Below are 23,958 nucleotides of genomic sequence, written 5' to 3'. Positions count from 1 at the left end.
TAATACTCGAAATATGGAAACGATGGCAGGAATGCATCGCTTCCCGCCGCCGCGCGTCACACCGTCACGACCATTCTTCGGGCGGCATCGCGCCGCCGTCATCCTCCCACTGCGGCTCGCCCGCCCCTTCCTTGCGGGTCGGCGCCACCGGCCCGTTCCCGCTGCTGCGTTCGTTTCGCCGCGTGCCGTCGCGGGACGTCGCCGCGCGCACGCGCGCCCGCGTGCGGGTCGGTGCGACGGTCCGCTGTTCGCTGCCGCGGCGCTCGTCGGTCGACGCCGCGCCCTGGGTCTGTCGCGCATTCGAAGCTGCGTTCATGTGTGCCCTCCCGGCTCATTGAAAGAGACCTTCGTTGAAACGCGCAGCAATTCGGGTGCCGCCTGTCGGGCAAGCGCCTTGCTCCCCCGTTTCGTACCGCAACCCTTTCCGGAGCCGACCATGCCGATCGACCGCAGCACGCCGCCCGCAACGCGTCACCGTCTCGGCGAATGGATGGCCCGCGAGGAATCGCAGATGGCCGGGTACCGCGCGAACATCGCGAACGCAGCGCGCGCGCAGGCCGGCGAACAGCTGCGCACGCCGGCCGTGCAGGCGCTCGCGCGGCTGTTCGACGACAACGCGGTGCTGCGCATGAGCCTCACCCGCGCGATCGACGAGGCGCTCGAATCAGGCCGCATGCTCGGCTACGCATCGATCGGCGAACTGATGACCGTGATCGACCACCTGATGACCTACACGCCGCCGTTCAGCGAAACGAGCCTGGTGGTGTGCCCGCTGAACGCGTTTCTCGACTGGCCGATGTGCATGCCGTCGGGCCACGCGGTGTTTCGCGACGCGGCGGTCAACGCGCACCTGAAGCAGGTGCTGAACGTGTGGTGCGACTTCCTCGGCGGCCCGCATTCGCGCGCGCATCTCGATACGTCGTCGCCCGACGGCTGGTTCTGCGATGCAGCGCGCACGCGCCTCGGCCTGTCGCAGTTCCAGTATCGCGAGGACCAGCCGCACTGGGGCTTCGACTCGTGGAACGACTTCTTCACGCGGCGCTTTCGCGCGGGTGCGCGGCCGGTCGCGGCGCCTGACGATCCGCACGTGATCGTCAGCGCGTGCGAGGCCGCGCCGTATCACACCGAATCCAGCGTGAAGATCCGCGACAGGTTCTGGATCAAGGGGCAGCCGTATTCGCTGCGCGACATCTTCACGCCCGCGCGGCTGCCGCTCGCCGAGCGCTTCGTCGGCGGCGACCTCTACCAGGCGTATCTGAGCGCGTACAACTATCACCGCTGGCACGCGCCGGTGCGCGGCACCGTCACGCACGCGTACCGGGTCGACGGCACCTACTACTCGGTCGCGGAAGCGGAAGGCCCGGACCCGGCCGGGCTCAACGACTCGCAGGGCTACATGACGGCCGTCGCCGCGCGCGCGGTGGTCGCGATCGACTGCGACGACCCGGGGATCGGGACGGTCGCCGCGGTGTTCGTCGGGATGGGCGACGTGTCGTCGTGCGTGATCGAGGTCGTGCCGGGGCAGCGGATCGACAAGGGCGACGAGATCGGCTATTTCCAGTACGGCGGCTCGACCTGCTGCCTGCTGTTCGAACCGGGCGTGATCGACCGCTTCCAGTGCGCGCCGCCGTTCGACGGCGATACGCCGGCCGTACAGGTCAACGCACCGGTCGCGATCGCGCACTGAGCCGCGCGGTTCGGCATCACGCGTCGGCACTGCCGAACCCGCGCCCGGCGTGCCGCAGCATGCGCTGCACGATCGACAGCCCGTCCGGCGTCAGGGCGAGCCGGCTCGCGCCCGATGCGTCGGCGCGCATCTCGATCAGGTGTTGTTCCACCAACGCGACGATATCTTCGCGGTCGGCCTGGATCTGTTCCGGCGCGCGATGGACCAGGAATAGTGCGGCAAATTCATGTGCGGTCAGCATGTTGTCTCCCCCATTTGACGGCTTGGCGCGATACGACGATGGCATCGCGCCGGCGCAGGCGCGAATCGTGCGCCGCGATCTGAGGAGACATGCAGGGAGTGTGCCAGTATCTGGGACGGAGCCGCCCCGCGCCCGGCCGGCGCGCGGCGCGATGTGTCACTTCAAGGCGCTCGCGGGCCGCTGCAAACTTTTCAACGGCGTGTAATGGCGCCCAACGGTGCGAATGGAACGGCACGGGCGCACTGCGGCACGCGCCGCATGCCCCACGACTCACGACTTCCGCGAACGGAACATCCCGGCGCGGGCGGTTTTGCCCGCCGCCTTGTCGCGCACGCGGAAGTAGCCGCTGTGGAGTTCCACGCCGCCCTTGCCGTCGACCAGCACGTCCGCGCAAGCGGCCTCGATGCGCGCGCGCCCGCGCTCGAACGCGTCGCGCAAGTCGGCTTCGAGCGCGGAGCGCGCGCCGAAATGATCCTCGAGCGCTTCGACCGTGATCGTGCAGGTTTGCGGCTTCCCGTCGACCTCGACGACGAAACGCATCAGCAGCGCCGCGCCGTCGAACTCGGGCGGCGCGTCGGTCAGCGTCACGTGGCGAACGGGTTCGGCCGGCATCGCTCAGGGCCCCCGCGACGCGAGGCACTGCACCAGCGCGCCGTTGAATGCGGGCAGGTCGGCCGGCTTGCGGCTCGTGATCAGGTTGCCGTCGCGCACGACCTCCTGGTCGACCCACTTGCCGCCCGCATTGCGGATGTCGTCCTGCAGGCTCGGCCAGCTCGTCATCGTGCGGCCGTCCACCAGCCCGGACGACACGAGCAGCCAGCCGCCGTGACAGATCGCGGCAATCGGCTTGCCCGCGCCGACGGCCGCGGTCACGAATTCGCGCGCGGCCGGCAGCATCCGGATCGCGTCGCCGTTGACCACGCCGCCCGGCAGCACGACCGCGTCGTAATCGCCTTCGCGCGCATCGTCGAACGTGCGGTCGACCTTCACGCGATCGCCCTTGTCGACGTGCCTGAACCCCTGGATCTCGCCGCGCTTCTGCGAAATCACGTCGACCTGCGCGCCCTCTGCCGTCAGCGCGCGCTGCGGTTCGACGAGCTCGGCTTCCTCGAAGCCGTCGACCGCGAGTATCGCTACCTTGCAATGATCCAGCTTGCCGATCATGAATCGCTCCCTTTCGTGTTGTGCCACCGGGTGTGCCGTACCCTGCCGTATCCATCGACGCAGCAATGGGCGTGCCGCGCCCGTCGGGATGGCGGCCGGCGCGGTGCCGCCTTGAAGGGGCGCGACCCGCGATCGGCGGTTGGCGGTTGGCGGTTGGCGGTTGGCGGTTGGCGGTTGGCGGTTGGCGGCGCGCACGCGCGTCGCGGCGTGATGCGTGCCCCCATTCGATAGCGCCGCGCGGCGCCTGCAAAGATTTCAACGGGATGTAACGTGACGCCGGCAATACCCGCGACTATCGGCGGCAGCCGCCCGGTGGCCTGCATGCGAGGCCGTACCCGCCGCCGGCCGGTGCCGGCCCGCCGCGCTCACTGCAGGTGACGCGCGGCGTCGAGCATCGCGTCGGTCAGCTCGATCGTAAGCGTCAGGTCCTCGGTGACGTCGGGCAGCGCGTCGAGCGTGGCCTGCACGCTGTCGTGCAGCATCGCGTGCACGCGCATCCGTGCGGGCTCGTCGAGGTCCGCATAGCGCTCCATCGTGTCGCAGTCCAGCGCGAGCACGACCGCGTGCCGCGCGGTATCGCGCGGCGCATCGGGCGCGAGCGCCCACGCCGCATGAAACATGATCCTGCCGGTCGCGACGTCGACATGAACCGTCGTATCGAGACCCTCGGTCTCGGCGGCGTCGGCGTCCAGCGCATCGTCGTCGAGCGAGATCCGGGAATTCGATTGCATGTTGTCCTCCTGCGTGGTGGCGACCGGCCGGCCTCGCGCGCGGTGTCCGCCAGCGCGCCGCGCCGGGGCGCCGGCGCGACGCCGAGATCGTCAATAGCTGCTGGAACCCGCGCTGCCCGTGCCACCGCCCGAGCCGGTCGCCCCCGGCAAGCGGCTAGTGCCGGCGCCCGCGCCGGTTCCGCCCGGGGCCGCACCGGCACCGCCCATGCCCGCGCTGCCGCCGGCACCGCTCGTACCGGTGCTGCCCGTACCGGGGGTGCCCATTCCGGTGCTACCGGTACCGCTGCCGGTACTGCCCATTCCGGTGCTGCCGGTGCCCCCCGTCGCGCCGCCGCCCATGCTGCCGGTCCCGGCGCCGGTCATGCCGCCGGGCTTGCTGCGCACGTCCGGTTGACCGCGAGGACTCGTGCCGCGCGGCGCCTGCATACGGGTCGCGGGCGGCGGCGCGGCCGTGTTGCCGTTCGACAGGTTGCCGCCGCTGCCCTGCGCCGACGTGTCCGGCGGCGACAGGATCGGCGCGCCGGTGCCCTCGTCGGAACGTTGCGAATTCTGTGCCCATGCGGCCGGTGCGGCCGCGACGAGCGCGACGGCCGCGCACGCGAGGATCCGGCGCGCGGCAGATTTCGATTCGGATGCTGGCTTCATGGAGCGCTCTCCCTCAATGGAACCGCCGTAGTGGAATGGCCTGCGCCTTCGATTCAGCAAGGCCCGTGCCGCCACCGACAGGCGGCACGCGAATTGCGGCACCACCCGGACACTCGAGACCCGCGATCCATCCCGATTCGATAGGGAGAGCCCTGCCATGCCTTCAGCTTCCGCTTCCCATCCGCACGGCAAACGCGCGACGCGCCGCCCGGGCCGTGCGCGCAGCAACGATCCGCAGCACCGCAAGCGCTGGTCCGCCGACGTCATGCAAAGAAGCGATGCGCTCGACATCGAGCCCGAGATCTTCAAGTCCGACGACCCGGGCAAGATCGCCGCGTCGCTCAAGCGCTCGGCCGAACACAGCCGCCGTCGCAAGGGGACGCCGTTCCAGTCGGCGATGTCGATGCTGAACTTCTACGTGAACCGCGCGGGCCGCAACCTGCCGAAAACGCGCCGCGCGACGCTCGAACGCGCGAAGCGCAAACTGCGCGAGGCGTTCGGCCGCAAGCCGTGACGGCCACCGCCGGTTCACCGTCGACCTGCCCGGCCTGCCCGCATGCGTGAAACGCTGTGGTATCTGATCATCGGCGCGGTGCTGATGGGCATGGGCATCGTGACGTCGGCGCTGCGTCATCTGCCGTGCAGCAGCGCGATGATCTATCTTGCACTCGGTGTCGCGCTCGGTCCGTCCGGCGCCGGGCTCCTGCATCTCGACATCCAGCGCGACGCGCCGCTGCTGCGCGAGATCGTCGAGGTCGCGCTGCTGGTATCGCTGTTCGCGATCGGGCTGCGGCTGCGCGTGCCGCTGTCCGACCCGCTGTGGCGCGTGCCGTGCCGGCTCGGCCTGCTCGCGATGATCGTCACGGTGCCGCTGCTCGCCGGCTGCGCGGTACTGACGCTCGGGCTCGGCTGGGGCCCCGCGCTGCTGCTCGCGGCGATCCTCGCGCCGACCGACCCGGTGCTCGCGCACGACGTGCAGGTGCATGATCCCGGCGATCGCGACCTGGTGCGCTTCGCGCTCTCCGGCGAAGGCGGGCTGAACGACGGCATCGCGCTGCCGTTCGCGCTCGCGGGCCTCGCGCTGTGCGGCGCGTCCGATGCGCCGCACGGGCCGCCACCGCTGTCGGGCACGTTCGCACTGGCCGCGCTGTGGGGCATCGCGGGCGCCGCCGCGATCGGCGGCATGCTCGGCGCGGCGACCACCACCGCGATCGGCTGGCTGCGCACCCGTCATGCGCAGGCACTCGGGTTCGAAGGCTTCTTCGCGCTCGCGTTGATCGTGCTGTCGTTCGGTGCCGCGCAGCTCGCGCATACCTTCGGCTTCATCGCGACGTTCGCCGCGGGCGTCGCGATGCGCCGCGTCGAGCATCGCGCGAGCGGTGACCGCCGGCCGCGCGAAGTGATCGGCCGGGTGGATTCGGAAGACGTGGTCGCGACCGAGAAGCACCCGGAGAAAGCGCACGCGTTCATGACCGAATCGGTGCTCGACTTCACGATCGAGCTCGAGCGGATCGCCGAGGCGCTCGTGATGACGATGATCGGCGGCGTGCTCGCCACGCTGACGACGCCGCTCTTCACGTGGGGCTCGACCGCGCTCGCCGTCGCGCTGTTCGTCGCCGTGCGGCCGCTCGCGGTGCTGCCGGCGCTCGCCGGCTCGCGCGCGACGCCGGCGCAGCGCCGGCTGCTGGCGTGGTTCGGGATACGCGGAATCGGTTCGTTCTACTACCTGCTGTTCGCGCTCGAGCACGGGCCGTCCAGCGCGGTGCGGCCGCTCGCGGCGCCGGTGCTGGCCGTCGTGTCGGCGTCGGTGATCGCGCACGGCGTGTCCGCGACGCCGCTGATGGACTGGTATCACCGTCTGCAGCAGCGTCGGCGCTGACGGCGCCGTCACAACATGCCGAGACGCGCACGCATCTGCGCGGTGATCCGCTGCCGCGTGCCGGCATAGTCTTCCCAAGGGTCGCGCTTCAGCCGGTCGAGCCGCTCGTGCAGCGTGTCGATCGTCCATTGCGCGCCGCCCGTGGTGGTTGGCACCTCGTCCCAGCGCAGCGGCACCGACACGCCCAGCCCGGGCCGCGCACGCACCGAATACGCGGCGATTGTGCTCGCACCGCGGCCGTTGCGCAGGTAGTCGATGAAGATCTTGCCGCGCCGGTGACGCGCGCCCATCGTCGCGGTGAAACGGTCGGGCAGCGCGCCCGCGACATGCCGCGCGAGCGCGCGCGAGAAGTCCTTCGCGTCGTCCCAGCCCAGGTGCCGCGCGATCGGCACGACGACGTGCAGCCCCTTGCCGCCGCTCGTCTTGCAGAACGACGCGAGGCCCAGTTCGTCGAGCAGCCCGCGCACGAGCTGCGCGGCGTCGGTCATCGCGCGCCACGGCAGCGCCGGATCGGGATCGAGGTCGAACACGATCCGGTCCGGCCGCTCGATGTTCGACGCGTGCGCGTTCCATGTATGCAGCTCGATCGTGCCCATCTGCGCGGCGCCGAGCAGCGCGTCGACGCTGTCGAGCGACAGCAGCGGACCGTGGCCCGGATCGAGTCCTGCGTGCTGCGTGACGAACGGGATCTCGCGGCGCTCCGCATGCTTCTGGAAGAACAGCTCGCCCGCGATGTCGCCGGGCGCCCGCACGAGCGCCACGGGCCGGCCCTTCAGGTCCGGCAGCAGCCACGGCGCGACCCATTGCCAGTAATGCGCGAGATCGATCTTGCGCGTGCCGCTCTGCGGATCGAGCACGCGCTCGGGATGGGTGATGCGCACGCGGCCGAGCATGTCGGAACCGATATCGTCGCGTGCTGCGTGGGGGGACGGGCGTGAACGTGCGTGGTGCTTGCGATCGCTCGCATCGTGCTCGGCGCGATCTGCGTGATCTGCGTGATCGGCATGCTCGGCATGCTCGGCATGCGACGCGTGCGACGCGTGCGACGCGTGATCGACGTGCTCCGTGTGCGCCGCGTGCTTGCGTTCGTGCTTTTCGTGATGCGTGGTCTGGCGTCGCTCCATCACCCCCTCCGTTTCCGGTTGCTTCGGCACTTCGCGGACGATCTGCGACGCCGGCTTGTCCTCGCGCAGCGCGATGAACGCGGCCTGCCGCACGATGCCGTCGCCGGTCCACTCGGCGAATTCGCATTCGGCGACGAGCGTCGGCTCGATCCAGTGCACGCGCGTGCGCGAGCGTTCGCGCGGCGGCGGATCGAACGGCGTCGTATCGCGTTGCTGCTTGCGCAGGATCGGTGCGAGCCGGTCGAGCATCCGCGTGTCGAAGCCGGTGCCGACGCGGCCGACGTAGCGCAGCGGCGCAGGCCCGCGCCGCCGCTTGCCGGCCGCTGCCGGCTCGTGCACGCCGAGCAGCAGCGCGCCGAAGCCGTGCCGGCTGCCCGACGGCTCGGTGTAACCGCCGATCACGAACTCCTGCCGGCGCCGGCATTTGAGCTTGATCCACGCGGGCGAGCGACCGCCGCGATAGCGCGATTCCGCGCGCTTGCCGATCAGCCCTTCGAGGCCGGTATCGCAGGCGCTCGCGATCAGCGATGCGACGTCGTCGCCGAGATCCGGCGAAAAGCGCAGCCGCGCGGGGTCGCTGTCGGCGAGCAGCGCTTCGAGCAGGGCGCGGCGCGCGGTGAGCGGTGCGTCGCGCAAGTCGTAACCGTCGAGACAAGGCAGGTCGAACACGAACAGCGTGATCGCATCCGAGTGTCCGGCGCCGATCGCGTTCTGCAGCGCCTGGAAGTCGGGGAGACCGTTCCTGCCGAGCACGACGGCCTCGCCGTCGAGCCAGGCGTCGTCGACGTCGAGCGCCGCGAGCGCGTCGCGCTGCGCGCGCAGCTTCGCGGTCCAGTCGCGGCCTTCGCGCGTCATCAGCTTCACGTGTCGGCGGGCGCCCTTGCCCGCAATGCGCGCGAGGATCCGGTAGCCGTCGAATTTCAGTTCGTAGCGCCAGTCGCCCTGCGTCGGCGGGCCGTCGACCAGCGTCGCGAGTTGCGGCGCGACGCGCTCGGGCAGCGGCGCACGTACCGCACCGTCGATCTCGGACGGATCGGCGGGCCGGCGGGCGCGGCTTTCTCTGCTTTCTCTGCTTTCTCTGCTTTCTCTGCTTTCTCTGCTTTCTCGGCTGTCTCGGCCATGATCGTCATGCGCTGCGGCGCGCATGTCGGTCGAGTCGCGCCGGCCGCGTTGCGCTCCGCGCGCGCGCGTCGAGCGGCCCGCGGCATCCGCACGCGTCGCCGACGCCGCCCCGTCATGCACACTCCCCGGCAGTTCGCCGACGACGTCGAATTCGGCCTCGCTGCGCGCGTCGTCGTCGCGCTCCTTGATCAGCAGCCACTGCACCTGCCGCCCCTCCTGCCGTCCGCTGCGCACGAGCGCCCAGCCGCCGTGCAGCTTTTCGCCGTCGAGCCGGAACGTCAGCTTGCCCGCGCGATAGCCGTCGCGTGCCTGCGCGAGGCCGCCGTCGGGCGTCCACGTGCCTTCGTCCCATACGACGACCGCTCCCGCGCCGTAATGCCCGGCCGGAATCTCGCCTTCGAACGACGCGTATTCGAGCGGATGATCCTCGACCTGCACGGCGAGGCGCTTCACCGACGGATCGACGCTCGGCCCCTTCGGCACGGCCCACGACTTCAGCGTGCCGTCGAGTTCGAGCCGGAAGTCGTAATGCAGGCGCCGCGCGTGGTGCTCCTGGATCACGAAGCGCAGCGGGTGGCCGGCACGCCGGGTCGCCCGCCCGGAAGGTGTCGCGTTCGCCTTCGCGCGCCGCCGCCCGTGCGCGCCTTCGGGTTCCGGCGTCGCGTCGAAGCGGCGTTTGCGGCGATAGGGATCGAGCTTGCCGGCCATCGTGTCACCTCGCGTCGCCGCGCATCAAGCGGCGTGCTTGCGGCGCGCGGCGGTTTTCTTCGCCGCATGCTCGCCGGTCGCGGCACGTTTCGCGGCCGGCCGCTTCGCCGCCGGCGTCTTCTCGGCGGAGCCTTTCGGCGCGGCCTTCGAAGCCGGCTTGCGGCGCGCGCCGCCTCGCGACGACGCAGGGGAAGACGACGCGTCCGCCTCCGCGCCCTCGTCGTCGCCCGCATTGCGCGGGCCCGCCGCGCGCGCGCCGCCACCGCCGCCGCCCTTCAGGCTGCGTTTCAGCAGCTCGGTCAGGTCGACCACGTTGGTCGCCGCGCGGCCCGTCTGCGGTGGCCGCTCCTCGATCTCCTCGATCTTGCCCGCGCGCACCTTGCGCTCGACCAGCTCGAGAATGTCGTCGCGAAACGTGTCGTGATACTCGTCCGGCGTCCACTTGCCCGCCATCTCGTCGATCAGCTTCTTCGCCATCCCGAGCTCGCGCGCGGTCACGCCCGCGTGTTTCGCGTCGTCGGCCGGCACCGTCAGTTCGTCGAGCGGCCGCAGTTCTTCCTGCCAGCGCAGCGTGTCGAGCGCGAGCAGCGGCCCGACCGGAATCAGCGCGCCGAGATGCTGGCGGTCGCGCATCACCACGAGCGCGATGCCGATCTTGCCGCTGTCCTTCAGCGCGTCGCGCAGCAGCGCATAGACCTTCTCGCCCTTGCGGTCCGGCACGAGGTAGTACGGCGTGTCGAGATACAGGAACGATACCGCGTCCGCGTCGACGAACGTCAGGATGTCGACGGTTTGCGTCGATTCCGGATTGGCCGCGCGAATCTCCTCGTCGGTCAGCACGACGTAGCGTTCCTTCTCGTATTCGTAGCCGCGCACGATGTCCTCGCGCGCGACCTCCTTGCCGGTGCGCTTGTTGATCTGCCGATAGCCGACCGGGTCCATCGAGCGCTTGTCGAGCAGCCGGAACGACGGCTTTACGGTGCGCGTCGCGGGAAACAGCTGCACGGGCACGTGAACGAGCCCGAAGCTGATCGCGCCTTTCCAGATCATCCGCGATGCCATGCGTGTTCTCCTTTGCCGGGTGCGCGAGCGCGTGGCGGCACACACCAGAAACCGTCACGGGCATGGATGCGCCGCACGGCGCGTGTCGCGACGGCGGCTAAAGCGTCGATGCGGGCTGCGTCGGTCAGGGCGCGCGCAACGCGCGGTCGAGTTCGGCGCGCGTCACGTCGAGCGCGACGCTGCATTCGATCTCGGCGTCCTCGACGCGCGGCTTGTGCTCGTCAACCGCGCGCCGCGCGAGGTCGCACAGCTGCGTGCGCACGCGCAGGCGATCGGCCGCGCCGAGCGACGCATAGCGCGTGAGCACGTCGGGATCGAAACGCAGGTCGACCGCGCAGCGCCATTGACGCGCGTCCTCATCGGACGGCACGCGCACCCACGACACCTGGATCGTCAGCCGCCCGGACGCGTCGTCCGCATGCACGACGACGGTCGACTGCGACGGAAAGCCGTTCGCGAGCGCATGCTCGATTTCCGCGATGCGCTGCGAACGGTCGGGGGCGGTCGTCATCGCCTGACAACCCCCAGCAGCAGCGTGACCAGGAAGATCACGACGAAGATGTAGAACAGGATCTTCGCGATCTCGGCCGCGCCGGCCGCGATGCCGCCGAAGCCGAACAAGGCGGCGACGAGCGCGATGATGAGGAAGATGATGGCGTAACGAAGCATGAATGCCTCCTGGAGTCCTGAAGAACGGTGATCGCCGATGCGTGTCGCCGTCGATCACGAATCGTGCTTGTGCCTGGGTTTGCCGTGGACCGGCGTCGAAGCCATTTTTTCGAGTTCCTTTTCGCTCATCGACTTGGCCATCGACTTCGCAGGCGGCTTCAGGTCCTTCATTTTCGTGTCGCCGCGCTTGGCCGACAGGGCGGCTCCTGCGGCGCGTTGCTGTGCCTGGGACTTGGCTGGCATGGCTTTCCTCCTCTCGGTGACGCGCGACGTCCGTGTGGCTCACGGGCGGGCCGCGCGCGGTTCGGACGGTATCGTCATGCGGCGTCGCGCCGGCGCAGGTCGGCCGGCGGAATCTTCATCGCCTGGCGATACTTCGTGACGGTACGACGCGCAAGAAGGATGCCGCGGCCCGCGAGGTTCTGCGCGAGCGCGACGTCGGACAGCGGATCGTTATGGCGCTCGGCGGCGATCATGTCGCGGATCAGCACCTTCGCGGCGGACGCCGAGCACACGCCCTTGCCGGCCGCCTCCAGCTTGCGCGGGAAGAAATGCTTGAACTCGAACGTGCCGTGCGGCGTGGCCATGTACTTGTTGCCCGTCGCGCGCGAGACCGTCGATTCGTGCAGGTCGAGCTCCTCGGCGATGTCGCGCAGCACGAGCGGCTTCATCGCGATCTCGCCGTAGCGGAAGAAGTCGCGCTGCCGGGCGACGATGCATTCGCCGACCCGCTGGATCGTGTCGAAGCGCTTCTGCACGTTGCGGATCAGCCAGCGCGCTTCCTGCAGCTGCTGGCCCAGCGGCGAATCGCGCTCGCCGCTCGACTGCGCGAACAGCGTCGCGTAGCGCTCGTGCAGCCGCGCGCGCGGCAGCACGGCCGGGTTGATCGTCACGATCCATTCGTCGCGCACCTGGCGCACGATCACGTCGGGTATCACGTAGTCGCCGCGCGTGCTGCCGTAGTGATTGCCGGGGCGCGGATCGAGCGCGCGCACCAGCGCGCAGGCGGCCTGCATCGTCGCCTGGTTGCAGCCGAGGCGCCGCTGGATCTCCGCCGTCTCGCGGCGCGCGAGCCGTTCGAGATGGTCGCGCGCGATGGCCTTCGCTTCCGCGAGCGCCGGCGTGCCGGCCGGAATCGCGTTGAGCTGCAGCAGCAGGCACTCGGACAGCGAGCGCGCGGCGATGCCCGGCCGGTCCAGCATCTGCACGAGCCGCAGCGCGACCGTGAGATCCTGTTCCGACAGCAGCCGCGCCGGATCGGCCGCGATCAGCAGCTCGCCCAGCTCCTGACGCAGGTAGCCGTCTTCGTCGAGCGCGTCGATCACGATGCGCGCGGCCTCGCGGTCGCGCCGGTTCAGCGGATAGAGCCGCAACGCGTCGTGCAGCTGCTGGTGCAGCGACGGCTCGGCGGCCATCCACTCGCCGGGCGACTGGTCGCCCGCGTCGTCGGCCTGTCGCCCGGTGCCTCGCGTCGTCGGCGCGGCCGTGTACGACACGTCGCCGTCCGGCGGGCGCACTTCCTCGTGCTCGGGTGGCGGCTCGGGCGGTGCGGCTTCGGCCTCGGGTTCGGGCGCGTCGGCGGCTTCTTCGTCGCCCTGCCCGTCTTCGAGAAACGGATTCGAGTCGAGCGCCTGTCGCAATTCCTGCTGGAATTCGAGCGAAGACAACTGCAGCAGGCGAAGCGACTGCTGAAGCCTCGGCGTGAGTGCCAGATGCTGTCGCATCTGGAGCGCAAGCGTGACGGACATCGATGCCCTCCTGACGGTGTGCGGAATGCGTTTATGCGAATCCATGCAGCTACCGTGCCAGGAAGGCGAAGCGCCGTCCGGCGGGGCTCTCGCGGGTTCGTACCCCGTCGGCCGCGGCCCCGGGCGCCCCCTTTTTTACAAGCGCCAGCAAGTTAGGGGGCACGGCATTCGCTCCGCGCGGATATGCCGTCGCCGTCGCGCGAATATGTCCTCGCAGGCAGTATCGTTGCGCGGCATCCGTGCAGGGTGCCGCGGTCAGTACTGCATCGGCGGCGGCGTGCCCGGCAGCGTTTGACCGCCCTGCACGCCGTTCGGCCCCGGCGGCGGCACGTCGACCGGCTCGCCGCCGGTCGCGCCCGGCGGCAGCGTGTTGTACGGCGACGGGCGCGTGTCGTAACGCGTATTCGCGTCCGGCATCGTCGTGGTCGGCGACGCGCCGTGGCCGTCCGGTGGCGCCGGCGGTGCGCCACGCGTGCCGTAGGGGCCCTGCGGTTGCGTGCATGCGCCCAGCGCGCACGCAGCGGCGAACGCACAGGCGCACACGCGTATCGTCTGGATCGGTTTCATCGGAACCTCCTCCGTGAAGTGCGGTGCGCGGCACCGGGCCGGCCGTGACGGCGCGGCTCAGAGCCGGTTGAAATGGAAATCGCCCGCATACGCGTTCGGTGCGCGACGGGCCATCATCGTGTCGAATTCGGCCGCGACGCGCATCAGTGCGCCGCGTTGCCGCTCGATACCGGCCTGCTCGAGCGCCGCGAACGCGTCGGCGTCGAAGGTCACGGTCAGCGACGCCGGATGACCGTCGACGCGAAAGCCGAAATGCAGCGCGCCGGCCGGCTGCTCCTCGGCATGGAACGGCATCGCGCGCGCCTCGAAATGACGGCCGAGCGTCTCGGCCACGTCGCGCAGCATGCCGGGTTTCACGCTGATGCTCATCGTGGGCTCTCCGTGGGTGGGATGGACGCAAACGGCGGCACGCCGGTCGACGGCGTGTGGATCGGCGGCGCGTGAATGGGCCGCACAGGAATCGGCAGCCCGTGGTTCGGCCGCGCGTGAACCGGCGGCGCCCGCGTCGGCGGCTCGCGCTCCGGCGGCGGATGCCCGGGCGGGTCGCCTTCCGGATCCTGATAAGGTTCCGGCGTGCCGGGCGGCAAGTCATCCGGCGCGGGCGGCTCGGGGTCCGGTTCGACGTCGGGTATCGGCGGTTCGGGCCGGTGCAGCGACTGGGCGGGGTCTCGGTTCATCGGGGGCATTCGATCGTTGCGTCGTCCTCGCGGGGCCTGATCGATTGGCGCGGCGTGCGCCGCCCGATCGTCCACGAGAGGCAGGGCCGCAAGCTGCGTGCCGTCTGCGTGCCGGCGTGCACGCCGCCTCGCATGCCGCCTTTCCGCGCGCCGGCGCACGGCCGCGCGCGCCACCCCGCCGTACGCCGTGCCTTCGCTACACCGCGCGCTGCAATTCTTTCAAGGGCAGCGCGCTACGCGTCGTACGCGGCCATCACGAGCCACAGCTCGTGGTCGTCGTCGCGCACCCGCGCGGCGAGCGCATACGGATCGGCCGGCTCGCACGCGCGCTGCAGCGCGAACCGCGCCGGCTCGGTCGAGCCGAACGTCTCGTCGCCGAGCGGCCGCACGTCGGCCTTGCCTTCGAACATCCGGCGATCGGGCCGGTAGATCAGCGGCTCCTGTTTCCACGCGCTGAAATGGCTCTTCACCGACTCGAACCCGCCGCCGCATACGTTGATCTCATAGCGCACCCCTGGCCGCCGTTTGGGAATCGTCATCGTGCCTCCCGCTTGATTTGCGTGTGTGTGTGCGGAGCATTGCACCGCGCGTTGTGGCCGGCATCCTGCGTCGTCGTCCTGCGTAGTCATCCATCGAAGAAGCGGCAAGTCCCGTGCCGCGCGGTCGCGACAGGCACGGCCGTTGCGCGATCACCGCGTCATCGTCACCGCCTCGGAGCCCCGCCATGAAGGAATCGACCCGAACCGGCCGCGACGCGCCGCACCAACCCCAGCGCGATCCGTCGCCGCCGTTGAAGGACCAGGATCAAACGAAGACGCGCCACTCGGAGCGCCATATCGACAAGCAGCTCGAGGACACGTTCCCCGCGAGCGATCCGCCCGCGACCGGCGGCGTCACGCGCATCGAGCCCGACACGCCGCCGGGCACGCACGACGACGGCCCGTGGCAGGACCCCGCCCGACGCCGCGACGAATGACGGCCGGCACTCGACGGACACCGCTGCCGAACGGCACGCCGCTTGCTGCCCGCTTGTTGCCCCGCACGGCCCGGATTCAACCCGCAAGGAGGACTTCATGCAACGCGTCAACGAAATCATGTCGCAGGACGTCGTGCGCATCGCGCCGACCGACTCGATCCGTCATGCGGCGCAATTGATGGAGCGCTATGACATCGGCGCGCTGCCCGTATGTGACAACAACCGGCTGATCGGCATGGTCACGGACCGCGATCTCGCGGTGCGCGCGATCTCGGCCGGCAAGCCGCCGGAAACGCGGATCCACGAAGTCGCGTCGGGTCCGATCGAATGGTGTTTCGAGGACGATTCGCTGGAAGAGATCCAGCACTACATGGCCGACGCGCAACTGCGCCGCCTGCCCGTCGTCGATCACGACAAGCGGCTCGTCGGCATGCTGTCGCTCGCGGACATCGCGACGCGCACGGCCGGCCCCGCACGCGACGACGTCGCGAACACGCTCGAAGGCGTGTCGCAACCGAAGCAGACGTGACGGGGCCATTCGCGCCCCGCCCCGACTACCCGCGCGACCCGCAGGGCCCATCCCGGGCACGGTCGCGCTCCACGCAGCCAGGAGGACAACCATGCAGACTCAAGGACAGACCCGCATCGTCGGCAAGGGGGCCGCAACCGCGGCCGGGCCCGGCCCGGACGTGATGGCAGCCGACACGCTGGAAGGCGACAAGGTCTATACGACCGATGGCGACGACGTCGGCAAGATCAAGGACATCATGCTCGATGTGCGCTCGGGCCGCGTCGCGTACGCCGTGCTGTCGAGCGGCGGCCTGCTCGGCATCGGCGACAAGCTGCTTGCGATTCCGTGGAGCGCGCTCACGCTCGATACCGAGCGCAAGTGTTTCCTGCTGTCGGTCTCATCCGAGCGAATCCGCAACGCGCCGGGCTTCGACAAGGATCACTGGCCGGCGATGGCCGACCCGCAATGGGCCGAGCCCCTGCACGAGTACTACGGCAGCACGCCGTACTGGAGCGCGGGCGACGAGCTCGGGCTGACCGATCCGACCGAGGACCTGAACGATCCGCGCGCGCGCGACCAGCATTGATCGCTCGACTCATCGCTCACGATTTGCCGGTGTCGTTGTAGCCGACGGGCCCCGCGGAATGCGGGGCCTTTTTTTGTCACCGGCATGCGGGCCGATTCAGCCCAACGTGGCAAACAGCAGGTTCAGTCCTTCCGACACGATCGGGTGAGCGATGATCGCGTCGCGCACCGCCGCATACGGCAAGCCGCCGAGCATCGCCATCTGGACAGCGGTCGTCACGTCGCCTGCGCCCGTGCCGAGCATCGTGAACCCCAGGATCGCGCCGGTACCGGGGTGCACGAGCGCTTTCATGAAACCCCGCGTATTGCCGTCGGTGCGCGCACGCGGCACGGACGTCATCGGCAGCTTCGCGACCCGGACGTCGATGTTTCGCGCCTTTGCTTCGGCTTCGTTCAAGCCGATGCGGCCCAGTTCCGGGTCGATGAACAACGCATAAGGGACGACGCGTCCGGCGGTGCTCGCCGGCCGGCGCTCGATACCGGCTTTCAGCACGCGGTAATCGTCGAACGACGCGTGCGTGAACATCGGCGTTCCCGCCACTTCGCCGATCGCCCACGTGCGCTCCGCGGTCGTCGCGAGCCGATGATCGACCTTGATGAACCCGCGCTCGTTCGTCTCGACGCCGGCAAGCTCGAGCCCGATGCCGGCCGTCTGCGGCGTGCGCCCGGTCGCAACGAGGAGGTGCGAGCCATCGACGACGCGGCCGTCGGCCAGCCTCAACGTGACCCTCTCGCCGCTTTTTCCCTGCACGTCGACGAGCCTTGCGCCCAGCTCGAGCCGAATGCCGTCGTCGGTCAGCGCCTGCTGGATGACCTCGCCGACATCGTCGTCTTCGCGCATCGCCACGCGCGGCGTATCGCTGACGAGCGTGACAGCGCTGCCGAGCCGCCGAAATGCCTGCGCCATCTCGAGCCCGATATAGCCGCCGCCGATGACGACGAGGTGCGCCGGAAGCGTCGTCAGGCGCAACGCCTCCACGTGCGTGAGCGGCTGCGCGTCGGTCAGGCCGGGCACGGCCGGGATCGCCGCGACCGTTCCGGTGTTGATGTAGACGTTCTCGCCCTCGTAGATCGTTTCGGTCCCGTCGGCTGCACGCACGGCGATGGTTCGCGGCGCGACGAATCGTCCGGTCCCGATCACCAGTTCGAGTCCCGATTGCGCAAATGCACGGCGATTGACGTCGACCATCCCGCCCACGACCGACGCAACGTACGAGGAAACGCCGGCCATGTCCGCGATCACGTCTTCGCGCCTTGCCGCTTCGCGCCAAGCGTGCATCGCGCGCGCCTGGTGAATCAGCGCCTTGCTCGGGATGCACGCGACGTTGATGCACGACCCGCCGATCAACCCGCGCTCGATCACCGCCACGCGCCGGCCTTGCCGGGCCATGTCCATCGCGAATGATTTTCCGCCCTTGCCGCCGCCCAGGATCAGGTATTCAACCCGTTTGACGTCCGCCATTCTGCTCTCCAGGTTCCATTCGTCCAATTCGAAGTCGGTGAATCCCGCGCGTTCCTGCGTCAGGACTGCAGGAACGCGAGCAGGTCCGCATTGATACGATCGGCATCGACGACGCACATGCCGTGCGACGCGCCTTCGTACACCTTCAGCGTCGCATGCTTGACGATCTGCGCGGACAGCCGGCCTGCATTGCCGATCGGCACGATCTGGTCGTCGTCGCCGTGCAGGATCAGCGTCGGCACGTCGATCTTCTTCAGGTCCTCCGTATAGTCGACTTCCGAGAATTCGCGAATGCACAGGTACTGCCCGTGGATGCCGCCCGTCATCCCCTGCGCCCAGAACGCGTCGACGGTTCCCGCCGACACTTTCGCGTGCGGCCGGTTGAAACCGAAGAACGGCACCGCGAGATCGCGATAGAACTGCGAACGGTTCGCGGCCACGCCGCTGCGGATCGCGTCGAACACGTCCAGCGGCAAGCCGCCCGGATACGCATCCGTTTTCAGCATGATCGGCGGCACCGCGCCGATCAGCACGGCCTTCGCGACCCGCGTCGTGCCGTGACGGCCGATGTAGCGCGCGACTTCGCCGCCGCCCGTCGAATGGCCGACCAGCGTCGCGTCGCGCACGTCGAGCGCATCCAGCAGTGCCGCGAGATCGTCGGCATACGTATCCATGTCGTTGCCGGAAAATGGCTGGCCCGAGCGGCCGTGGCCGCGCCGGTCGTGCGCGATCACGCGGTAGCCGTGCTGCACGAGGAACAGCATCTGCGCGTCCCATGCGTCCGCGTTCAGCGGCCAGCCGTGCGAGAACACGACCGGGCGGCCGACGCCCCAGTCCTTGTAGAAAATCTGCGTGCCGTCTTTCGTCGTGATGGTGGTCATGATGGTGTCGTTGGGGTTGTATCGGAGTGCGCTCAGAAGCCTTCCAGCACGATCTTGCCCTTCGCACGCCCCGCTTCGAGCAATGCGTGCGCGCGTCGCAAGTTGGTCGCGTCGATCTTGCCGAGGTGTTCGCCGACGGTGCTCTTGAGCACGCCGTCGTCGATTAGCGTCGCCACGCGCGCGAGCAGTGCGTGCTGACGGTCCATGTCCGGCGTGCGGAACATCGAACGCGTGAACATGAATTCCCAATGGAGCGAAATGGATTTGCGCTTCAGCGGCATCACATCGAGCGTGTCGGGATCGTCAATCAGCGCGAGCTGGCCCTGGGGCTTGAGGATGTCGACGATCTGCGCGTAGTACGCATCGGTATGCGTGAGGCTGATCACGCGGTTCACCTGCTCGATGCCGAGCGCCTGCAGTTGCGGTTGCAACGGTTTTCCGTGATCGATCACGTGGTGGGCGCCGAGCTCGGCAACCCAGGCTTGCGTGGCCGGCCGCGATGCCGTGCCGATCACGGTCAGATCGGTCAGCTTGCGCGCGAGTTGCACCAGGATGGACCCGACGCCGCCGCCCGCCCCGATCACCAGCAGGCTTTGCCCCGCACCGCCGCGCTCGGCGACGTTCAACCGGTCGAACAGCAGTTCCCACGCGGTGATGGCGGTCAACGGCAGTGCCGCGGCGTCGGCCGCGCCGAGCGTCGTCGGGCGGCGGCTCGCGATACGCTCGTCCACGAGACCGTATTCCGCATAGCTGCCTGGGCGTGTGATGTCGCCGGCATACCAGACCTTGTCGCCCGGCTCGAACAGCTCGACGTCGCTGCCGACCGCTTCGACCGTTCCGGCCGCGTCCCAGCCGAGAATGCGCGGGCCGCTCGGCTGAACGCCGAGCCGCAGCTTCGAGTCGACCGGGTTGACGGCGATCGCGTCGATCTTCACGAGCAGATCGCGCGCGCCGGGTGTCGGCACCGGGACATCGGTTTCGTACAACGCGCCGGGATCGTCGATCGGCAGACCGGCCTTGGCGTAAACGATGGCTTTCATCAATGGCTCCTTGAAGTGGCAAACGAGGGCTTCGCAATCACACGCCGCGCAGGAATTCCCGCACGTGCGAGACATACGTCGGCGCGTGCTGGAACAGCGCACCGTGTCCGGAATTCGGGTAGACGATCAACGTCGCGTCGGGCAAGCCTTCCGCCAGCGCGAAACTGTTGGCGGTCGGAATCATGCGGTCGTCGTCGCCGTTGGTGACGAGCACCGGCTGCCTGATCCCGCTCAACTTGCCGGCCACGTCGCCGCTCCAGTTCGCCCACCCGATCATCGCCTGCAGCTGTGCAGACGCGACTTCAGGCCCGGCCGGCAGATCGCGTTCTGCGCGGCGCGCGTCGAGGCGCGCGACGAACGCGTCGGCCGCCGCCTGGCCGGCCGGCGTCGGCGGAAAAAACAGGCGCCTGAGCTTTTCGTTCATCGGCATCTCGCCGTCCGTATAGATCGCGAGCAGTTCCGGCCGGTCCATCCCCGCGCCTTCGCCGCCTTCGGGCGCGGTGCCGGACAGGATCATCCGCTCGACCAGGTCGGGCCGGGCCAGCGCGATGTCCTGCGCGAGAAAGCCGCCGAGCGAAAATCCGAGGATATGCAGCCTGCCGATCGCCAGCGCGTCGACGAACCGCAGCACGTGCTCGGCCATCTGCGGGATCGATGTCGGAACCTGTCCGCCGGAGCGGCCGACGCCCGCGTTGTCGAACAGGATGATTTCACGGTCCCGCGCGAGCGCATCGACGATCGCCGGGTCCCAGTTGTCGAGCGTGCCGGTGAAATGTTGCAGACAGAGCAGCGGCCGCCCGCCGCCTTCGTTGCCGAAGCGGCGATACGCGTAGCGCACGGCGGATGCATCGACGTAGCGGGTCGGCGCGAGGGATGATGCGATTTCGGTCATGGTTCGGTCCTCGATGGGCGCGATGCGCGGCGTTTCGCGCTCAGCCGAGCGCGATATCGTGCAGGTCGATCGATACGACGAGCGGCTCAGGGAGCGCGTGCCCGTCCGGCGTTCGCGGGTAGATGCGCCGCTTCGTCGGGAAACGGATGCCCGACACGGTCGTGTAGTCGCTGACGTAATGCGCGCCGGGCGTGTTGCCCGCGATTTCGACGTCGTAGTCGAGACGGCGGATCAGGCCGTCGGGCCCGACGTAGATCGTCTGCGCCTTGCTGAACACCTCGAGCGTGTCCGGGTAGTGGACGCGAATCCTGCGCCACGTTTCGCCCTGCTCGTGCCAGATGCCGTCCTCTTCGCAGCTCACGCCGCCCCACGCGAGCACGAACGGTGCGTTCAGATACGTCCACATCGCGCATCCGGCGAAGAATGCGAGCTGAAGCGCGTCCCAGCCCGTTTCCAGCGCATGTCCGTCGAACGAGCGACGCGGCTCTCCGCGCTGCGCGAGCACGCGCCCCGACGAGTCGAACAGTGCGATGCGCTCCCCGGTGAATTCGCTGCGGGCGGCCAATGCGCCGACCGGCGCATGCGACGCCCATTGGCGATCCGTCGCGACCGTGACGGTCGTGTCGTCGAGCACGCCGGCATGCCCCTTGAGGCCCCAGAGTGCGCCGCCCTGAACGAGGCGGGCACGAACCTGCCGAAACTTGCGCCACTGCTCGAGCCCGCCGTGGGCGTCGATGACGGATTGAGCGATTGCGTTCATGCGGCAACTCCCGTGGATGCGGAATTCATCGTCAGTACCGCGCGGAACCGGACGTCCGCGCGCATCATGCGGTCGTATGCGGCCTGCGCCTGCTCGAGCGGAAACGTCTCGATCATCGGCCGCACGTTCTGCAGCCGCGCGAACGCGAGCGTCTCTTCGTTATCCGCCACGGTTCCGGTCAGCGCGCCGACGACGGAGCGGCCGCCGAACACGAGGTCGACCGCGTTCACCGCGATCGGCTCGCTGGGCACGGCGACGACGACCAGCTTGCCGCGCGCGGACAGCCCCGCGACGGTCTCGGCCATCCCGGAGCCGGTCGGCGCCGTGCCGAGCACGACCTTCGCCCCGCCCATTGCGCGCAGGGCGGCGGCGACGTCCTCGGTCCGCGCATCGATATAGCGATGCGCGCCGAGCTGCGCGGCGAGCGCGGCCTTGTCGGCGCCGCGCGCGATCGCGACGGTGTGGAAACCCATCCGGTTCGCGAACTGCACGGCAAGATGGCCGAGACCGCCGAGGCCGTGGATCGCGACCACGTCGCCCGGTCGCGCGCCCGCATTGCGCAGCGCGTTGAACGTCGTGAGGCCTGCACAAAGCAGCGGCGCGGCTTCTGCCGCGTCGAGATCGTCGGGCACGCGAACGAGGCCGCGCGCTTCGGCCAGCATGATCTCCGCGTAGCCGCCGTCGGTCGTCATCCCGGTGATCACGGGGTTCTCGCAGTTCACGACGTCGCCGTGCCGGCACGACGAACACGTGCGGTCTTCGCCGGCCAGGAAGCCGACGCCCACGCGCTGGCCGACGTGCCAGCCTTCGACGCCTTCGGCCACCGCCTCGATGCGCCCGACGACCTCGTGGCCCGGCACGCGCGGCGGTGCGCCGTCGGGCGCCTGGCGTTCGACGGTCGCGCTGTCGGAGTGGCATACGCCGCAGGCTTCCACGCGGATGCGTACCTGCCCGTATGCCGGCTCGGGAATCGGCCGCTCGACCAGTTCCAGCTGGCCGGGTGCCCTGACTACCGCTGCGCGGTAGGTCGCTGCATGAGTCATGTTTTCCTCGTTACTCGAAACGGAAGTTGGACAGATCGACGCCGACGATCAGCGGCGCCGGCAGCGCCACGTTCTCCGCGGTACGCGGATAAATGCGAAAACGCGTGGGCATGCGGATACCCTGCACCTCGACGTAATCGCCGAGATATCGGGCCGCTGCGTTGCGTCCCTGGATGTCGACCTCATAGTCGTGCCGGCGCAGCAGTCCGTCGGCGTCGAAATAGAACGTCTGCACCGCGCTGTGCGTGGCGATCTGCGGCGCGAATTCGACGCGCAGCCGACGCCATGGCAGTCCGTCGACGATCCACGGCTCGATTTCCCGGCTCCTTACGCCGTCGTGCCGCAACAGGAACGGCGACGTCAGATACGTCCACATCGTGTAGCCGGCGAAGTAGGCCAGCTGTGTGTTGGACCAGGGCGTCTCCATTTCGTAGCCGTCGAACGATGTGCGAGGATCGTCGAGCGCATCGGCCACGCTGCCGTCGGCACGCCGGATCTCGACACGCGACGGCGTATAGATCGAGTGGTCCGTCGTCGGTGCGAACGGCGCGTGCGACACGTGCTGATCGTGCAAGCGCACCGTCACGCGCGAATCGGTCAGCACGCCGTCGCGCTGCTTCAGCGGCCAGATCACGCCCGTGTGATGCAACTGCGCCGATACGCTGCGGAAGCTCATGAAGCGGTCCATGCCGCCTGCCGCGCGAATCGCAAATTCAACCAGATCTTCCATTTGTCATCCTGATCAATTTGACAATATTCTTGTGGTCCGTTCATGACGCGGTTCGATCGGCGGCGCGCCGCCGCGTCCCGTCTCTTTCGCGTGCGCGCTCAGCCGGCGTGCGTGCCGACGAACGCCGCGATATGTTTCGCGCAAGCCACCGGATACTCGAGCTGCGGCCCGTGGCCGGTGCGCGGCAGCGTCACGAGATGCAACGTCGGCAACTGACCGTTGAGCGCATACCAGTTCTCGACCGGAAACACGATGTCGTGATCGCCGCCGACATGGAGAACCGGAATCGACGTCGACCTGAGCGCATCGAGCACGGCGTCGACCGGGAAGGCCGGGTTCCGCGGACCGTCGCCGACCTGCTGCCCCGCCCATTCGACCGGCACGGCCGGGCTCGGATCGAGCGTCCGTTGCGCGACCCGAGCCGCGGCTCGCGCGGCCGCCGCACGGCTCGCGGGCGACGCCGGCTCGAAAAATAGCGTGACGAAGTCCTCGAAGTCGTTTTCTCGCTTCGCCATCGTGTAGAACAGCTGCTCGCCGGGCTTGACCAGCGGCCCCGGCGGCGTGGTCGCGATCAGGACCGCATGCGTGACGAGCTGCGGCGCTTTTGCGAGCACGATCTGCGCGGCCATTCCGCCGACCGACCATCCGCCGATGACGGCTTTCCCGAGCTTCAGCGCGACGATCAGGTCGATCGCGTCCTTCGCGAGCGACGCGGGGTGATAAGTGCGCTCACCGGTCGAATGCCCGAGCCCGCTGTAGTCGAAAATCGTGACCTGGAACCCCTGTTCGACGAGACTGTCGAGGAACAGCGGATCCCACGTGTCCATGGTTCCGCGAAAGCGCACGCACAGCACGAGCGGCGTTCCCGCGCCGAAGGTGCGATACGCGAGGCGCCGCCCGTCGACGTCGACGAACTGCGTTCTCGCACCGAGGCTGGTCGTATCGTTTGTCATCAGTTCTCCTGTCGTTTCAAGCGAAACCTGTCGATGAAAAAATCGCAATCGCGATGACGCGGCCCGCGTGCGACGTTGTCCTGCCCGAATGCATCCCTGCC

General features: G+C 69.1%; 30 protein-coding genes. 6 read left to right on the top strand and 24 right to left on the bottom strand.

Going from position 1 to position 23,958, the window contains the following annotated elements:
- Nucleotides 1–64 precede the first annotated feature (64 nt).
- A complete protein-coding gene (locus DID98_RS04555) occupies nucleotides 65–316 on the bottom strand; it encodes a hypothetical protein (RefSeq protein ID WP_124485806.1) in 252 nt (83 codons plus the stop codon).
- Between the two features lie 120 nt (nucleotides 317–436).
- On the opposite strand from DID98_RS04555, the gene DID98_RS04550 reads away from it, so the two are divergent.
- Nucleotides 437–1,687, top strand: coding sequence for a phosphatidylserine decarboxylase family protein (locus tag DID98_RS04550; RefSeq protein ID WP_124485805.1), 1,251 nt, complete (start codon nucleotides 437–439; stop codon nucleotides 1,685–1,687).
- 16 nt (nucleotides 1,688–1,703) lie between these two features.
- Here DID98_RS04550 and DID98_RS04545 read toward each other — a convergent pair whose 3' ends face one another.
- The 5 genes from DID98_RS04545 to DID98_RS04520 all read right to left on the bottom strand — a co-directional run bounded on the left by DID98_RS04545 (nucleotide 1,704) and on the right by DID98_RS04520 (nucleotide 4,468).
- The gene (locus tag DID98_RS04545; protein WP_044843397.1) at nucleotides 1,704–1,928 is read right to left on the bottom strand and encodes a hypothetical protein; all 225 of its coding nucleotides are present in this window, start codon (nucleotides 1,926–1,928) and stop codon (nucleotides 1,704–1,706) included.
- A gap of 270 nt (nucleotides 1,929–2,198) precedes the next feature.
- Nucleotides 2,199–2,540, bottom strand: coding sequence for a DUF1488 domain-containing protein (locus tag DID98_RS04540; protein WP_044843396.1), 342 nt, complete (start codon nucleotides 2,538–2,540; stop codon nucleotides 2,199–2,201).
- 3 nt (nucleotides 2,541–2,543) lie between these two features.
- The gene (locus DID98_RS04535; protein WP_044843395.1) at nucleotides 2,544–3,092 is read right to left on the bottom strand and encodes a type 1 glutamine amidotransferase domain-containing protein; all 549 of its coding nucleotides are present in this window, start codon (nucleotides 3,090–3,092) and stop codon (nucleotides 2,544–2,546) included.
- A 365-nt stretch (nucleotides 3,093–3,457) separates the two neighbouring features.
- Nucleotides 3,458–3,823 carry a DUF3022 domain-containing protein gene (locus DID98_RS04525; protein WP_124485804.1) on the bottom strand — a complete coding sequence of 122 codons (366 nt, stop codon included), beginning with the start codon at nucleotides 3,821–3,823 and terminating at the stop codon, nucleotides 3,458–3,460.
- A gap of 90 nt (nucleotides 3,824–3,913) precedes the next feature.
- Nucleotides 3,914–4,468 (bottom strand): hypothetical protein, encoded by a 555-nt coding sequence (locus tag DID98_RS04520; protein WP_124485803.1) that lies wholly within the window; start codon nucleotides 4,466–4,468, stop codon nucleotides 3,914–3,916.
- A gap of 157 nt (nucleotides 4,469–4,625) precedes the next feature.
- Here DID98_RS04520 and DID98_RS04515 point away from each other — a divergent pair, with 157 nt between their 5' ends.
- Both DID98_RS04515 and DID98_RS04510 read left to right on the top strand, forming a co-directional pair.
- Entirely contained in the window at nucleotides 4,626–4,982 is a 357-nt protein-coding gene (locus DID98_RS04515; protein WP_044843392.1) for a DUF3175 domain-containing protein, read from the top strand.
- Between the two features lie 42 nt (nucleotides 4,983–5,024).
- On the top strand, nucleotides 5,025–6,347 hold the full coding sequence (locus DID98_RS04510) for a sodium:proton antiporter (RefSeq protein ID WP_124570309.1): 1,323 nt from the start codon (nucleotides 5,025–5,027) through the stop codon (nucleotides 6,345–6,347).
- Nucleotides 6,348–6,355: 8 nt separating this feature from the next.
- Here the strand turns inward: DID98_RS04510 and ligD are convergent, their stop codons facing one another.
- From ligD to DID98_RS04460, 10 genes are all read right to left on the bottom strand, one after another.
- A complete protein-coding gene (ligD, locus tag DID98_RS04505; protein ID WP_124570308.1) occupies nucleotides 6,356–9,301 on the bottom strand; it encodes a DNA ligase D in 2,946 nt (981 codons plus the stop codon).
- Between the two features lie 24 nt (nucleotides 9,302–9,325).
- Nucleotides 9,326–10,363 (bottom strand): Ku protein, encoded by a 1,038-nt coding sequence (locus DID98_RS04500; protein WP_124570307.1) that lies wholly within the window; start codon nucleotides 10,361–10,363, stop codon nucleotides 9,326–9,328.
- Nucleotides 10,364–10,487: 124 nt separating this feature from the next.
- Nucleotides 10,488–10,874, bottom strand: a complete 387-nt coding sequence (locus DID98_RS04495; RefSeq protein WP_044843388.1) for a DUF3022 domain-containing protein — start codon at nucleotides 10,872–10,874, stop codon at nucleotides 10,488–10,490.
- A complete protein-coding gene (locus DID98_RS04490; protein ID WP_044843387.1) occupies nucleotides 10,871–11,032 on the bottom strand; it encodes a DUF1328 domain-containing protein in 162 nt (53 codons plus the stop codon). Before DID98_RS04490 ends, DID98_RS04495 begins: the two co-directional genes overlap by 4 nt.
- 54 nt (nucleotides 11,033–11,086) lie before the next feature.
- Entirely contained in the window at nucleotides 11,087–11,275 is a 189-nt protein-coding gene (locus DID98_RS04485; RefSeq protein WP_044843386.1) for a DUF3008 family protein, read from the bottom strand.
- A 74-nt stretch (nucleotides 11,276–11,349) separates the two neighbouring features.
- Nucleotides 11,350–12,780: an RNA polymerase factor sigma-54 gene (locus DID98_RS04480; protein WP_044843385.1), complete on the bottom strand. Its 1,431-nt coding sequence runs from the start codon at nucleotides 12,778–12,780 to the stop codon at nucleotides 11,350–11,352.
- Nucleotides 12,781–13,035: 255 nt separating this feature from the next.
- Nucleotides 13,036–13,347 (bottom strand): hypothetical protein, encoded by a 312-nt coding sequence (locus tag DID98_RS04475; RefSeq protein ID WP_124485798.1) that lies wholly within the window; start codon nucleotides 13,345–13,347, stop codon nucleotides 13,036–13,038.
- Nucleotides 13,348–13,404: 57 nt separating this feature from the next.
- Complete coding sequence (locus DID98_RS04470) at nucleotides 13,405–13,716, bottom strand: hypothetical protein (protein ID WP_044843383.1); 312 nt, start codon at nucleotides 13,714–13,716, stop codon at nucleotides 13,405–13,407.
- Nucleotides 13,713–14,024, bottom strand: coding sequence for a hypothetical protein (locus tag DID98_RS04465; RefSeq protein WP_124570306.1), 312 nt, complete (start codon nucleotides 14,022–14,024; stop codon nucleotides 13,713–13,715). The genes DID98_RS04470 and DID98_RS04465 overlap by 4 nt, the downstream gene beginning before the upstream one ends.
- A 233-nt stretch (nucleotides 14,025–14,257) precedes the next feature.
- Entirely contained in the window at nucleotides 14,258–14,563 is a 306-nt protein-coding gene (locus DID98_RS04460; RefSeq protein ID WP_044843382.1) for a hypothetical protein, read from the bottom strand.
- Nucleotides 14,564–14,748: 185 nt separating this feature from the next.
- On the opposite strand from DID98_RS04460, the gene DID98_RS04455 reads away from it, so the two are divergent.
- The 3 genes from DID98_RS04455 to DID98_RS04445 all read left to right on the top strand — a co-directional run bounded on the left by DID98_RS04455 (nucleotide 14,749) and on the right by DID98_RS04445 (nucleotide 16,097).
- Nucleotides 14,749–15,000, top strand: a complete 252-nt coding sequence (locus DID98_RS04455) for a hypothetical protein (RefSeq protein WP_124521710.1) — start codon at nucleotides 14,749–14,751, stop codon at nucleotides 14,998–15,000.
- A gap of 97 nt (nucleotides 15,001–15,097) precedes the next feature.
- The gene (locus DID98_RS04450; RefSeq protein WP_044843380.1) at nucleotides 15,098–15,529 is read left to right on the top strand and encodes a CBS domain-containing protein; all 432 of its coding nucleotides are present in this window, start codon (nucleotides 15,098–15,100) and stop codon (nucleotides 15,527–15,529) included.
- Nucleotides 15,530–15,620: 91 nt separating this feature from the next.
- Nucleotides 15,621–16,097, top strand: a complete 477-nt coding sequence (locus tag DID98_RS04445; protein ID WP_044843379.1) for a PRC-barrel domain-containing protein — start codon at nucleotides 15,621–15,623, stop codon at nucleotides 16,095–16,097.
- Between the two features lie 96 nt (nucleotides 16,098–16,193).
- On the opposite strand, the gene DID98_RS04440 is transcribed toward DID98_RS04445, so the two are convergent.
- The 8 genes from DID98_RS04440 to DID98_RS04405 all read right to left on the bottom strand — a co-directional run bounded on the left by DID98_RS04440 (nucleotide 16,194) and on the right by DID98_RS04405 (nucleotide 23,857).
- Entirely contained in the window at nucleotides 16,194–17,558 is a 1,365-nt protein-coding gene (locus DID98_RS04440; RefSeq protein ID WP_124570424.1) for an FAD-dependent oxidoreductase, read from the bottom strand.
- 59 nt (nucleotides 17,559–17,617) lie between these two features.
- Entirely contained in the window at nucleotides 17,618–18,439 is an 822-nt protein-coding gene (locus DID98_RS04435; RefSeq protein WP_124570305.1) for an alpha/beta fold hydrolase, read from the bottom strand.
- A 32-nt stretch (nucleotides 18,440–18,471) separates the two neighbouring features.
- A complete protein-coding gene (locus tag DID98_RS04430) occupies nucleotides 18,472–19,479 on the bottom strand; it encodes a zinc-binding alcohol dehydrogenase family protein (protein ID WP_124570304.1) in 1,008 nt (335 codons plus the stop codon).
- A 37-nt stretch (nucleotides 19,480–19,516) separates the two neighbouring features.
- Complete coding sequence (locus tag DID98_RS04425) at nucleotides 19,517–20,371, bottom strand: alpha/beta fold hydrolase (protein ID WP_124570303.1); 855 nt, start codon at nucleotides 20,369–20,371, stop codon at nucleotides 19,517–19,519.
- 40 nt (nucleotides 20,372–20,411) lie between these two features.
- Nucleotides 20,412–21,131, bottom strand: a complete 720-nt coding sequence (locus DID98_RS04420; protein WP_124570302.1) for a hypothetical protein — start codon at nucleotides 21,129–21,131, stop codon at nucleotides 20,412–20,414.
- The gene (locus DID98_RS04415; protein ID WP_124570301.1) at nucleotides 21,128–22,174 is read right to left on the bottom strand and encodes an alcohol dehydrogenase; all 1,047 of its coding nucleotides are present in this window, start codon (nucleotides 22,172–22,174) and stop codon (nucleotides 21,128–21,130) included. The genes DID98_RS04420 and DID98_RS04415 overlap by 4 nt, the downstream gene beginning before the upstream one ends.
- Before the next feature lie 10 nt (nucleotides 22,175–22,184).
- The gene (locus DID98_RS04410; RefSeq protein WP_124570300.1) at nucleotides 22,185–22,904 is read right to left on the bottom strand and encodes a hypothetical protein; all 720 of its coding nucleotides are present in this window, start codon (nucleotides 22,902–22,904) and stop codon (nucleotides 22,185–22,187) included.
- 98 nt (nucleotides 22,905–23,002) lie between these two features.
- The gene (locus DID98_RS04405; protein WP_124570299.1) at nucleotides 23,003–23,857 is read right to left on the bottom strand and encodes an alpha/beta fold hydrolase; all 855 of its coding nucleotides are present in this window, start codon (nucleotides 23,855–23,857) and stop codon (nucleotides 23,003–23,005) included.
- Nucleotides 23,858–23,958: the final 101 nt, after the last annotated feature.

This window comes from Burkholderia sp. Bp8984 (assembly GCF_003853755.1).
Classification (GTDB): domain Bacteria; phylum Pseudomonadota; class Gammaproteobacteria; order Burkholderiales; family Burkholderiaceae; genus Burkholderia.
The sequence above is the reverse complement of the archived record's forward strand: the minus strand, read 5'-3'. Positions and strand labels throughout refer to the sequence as shown.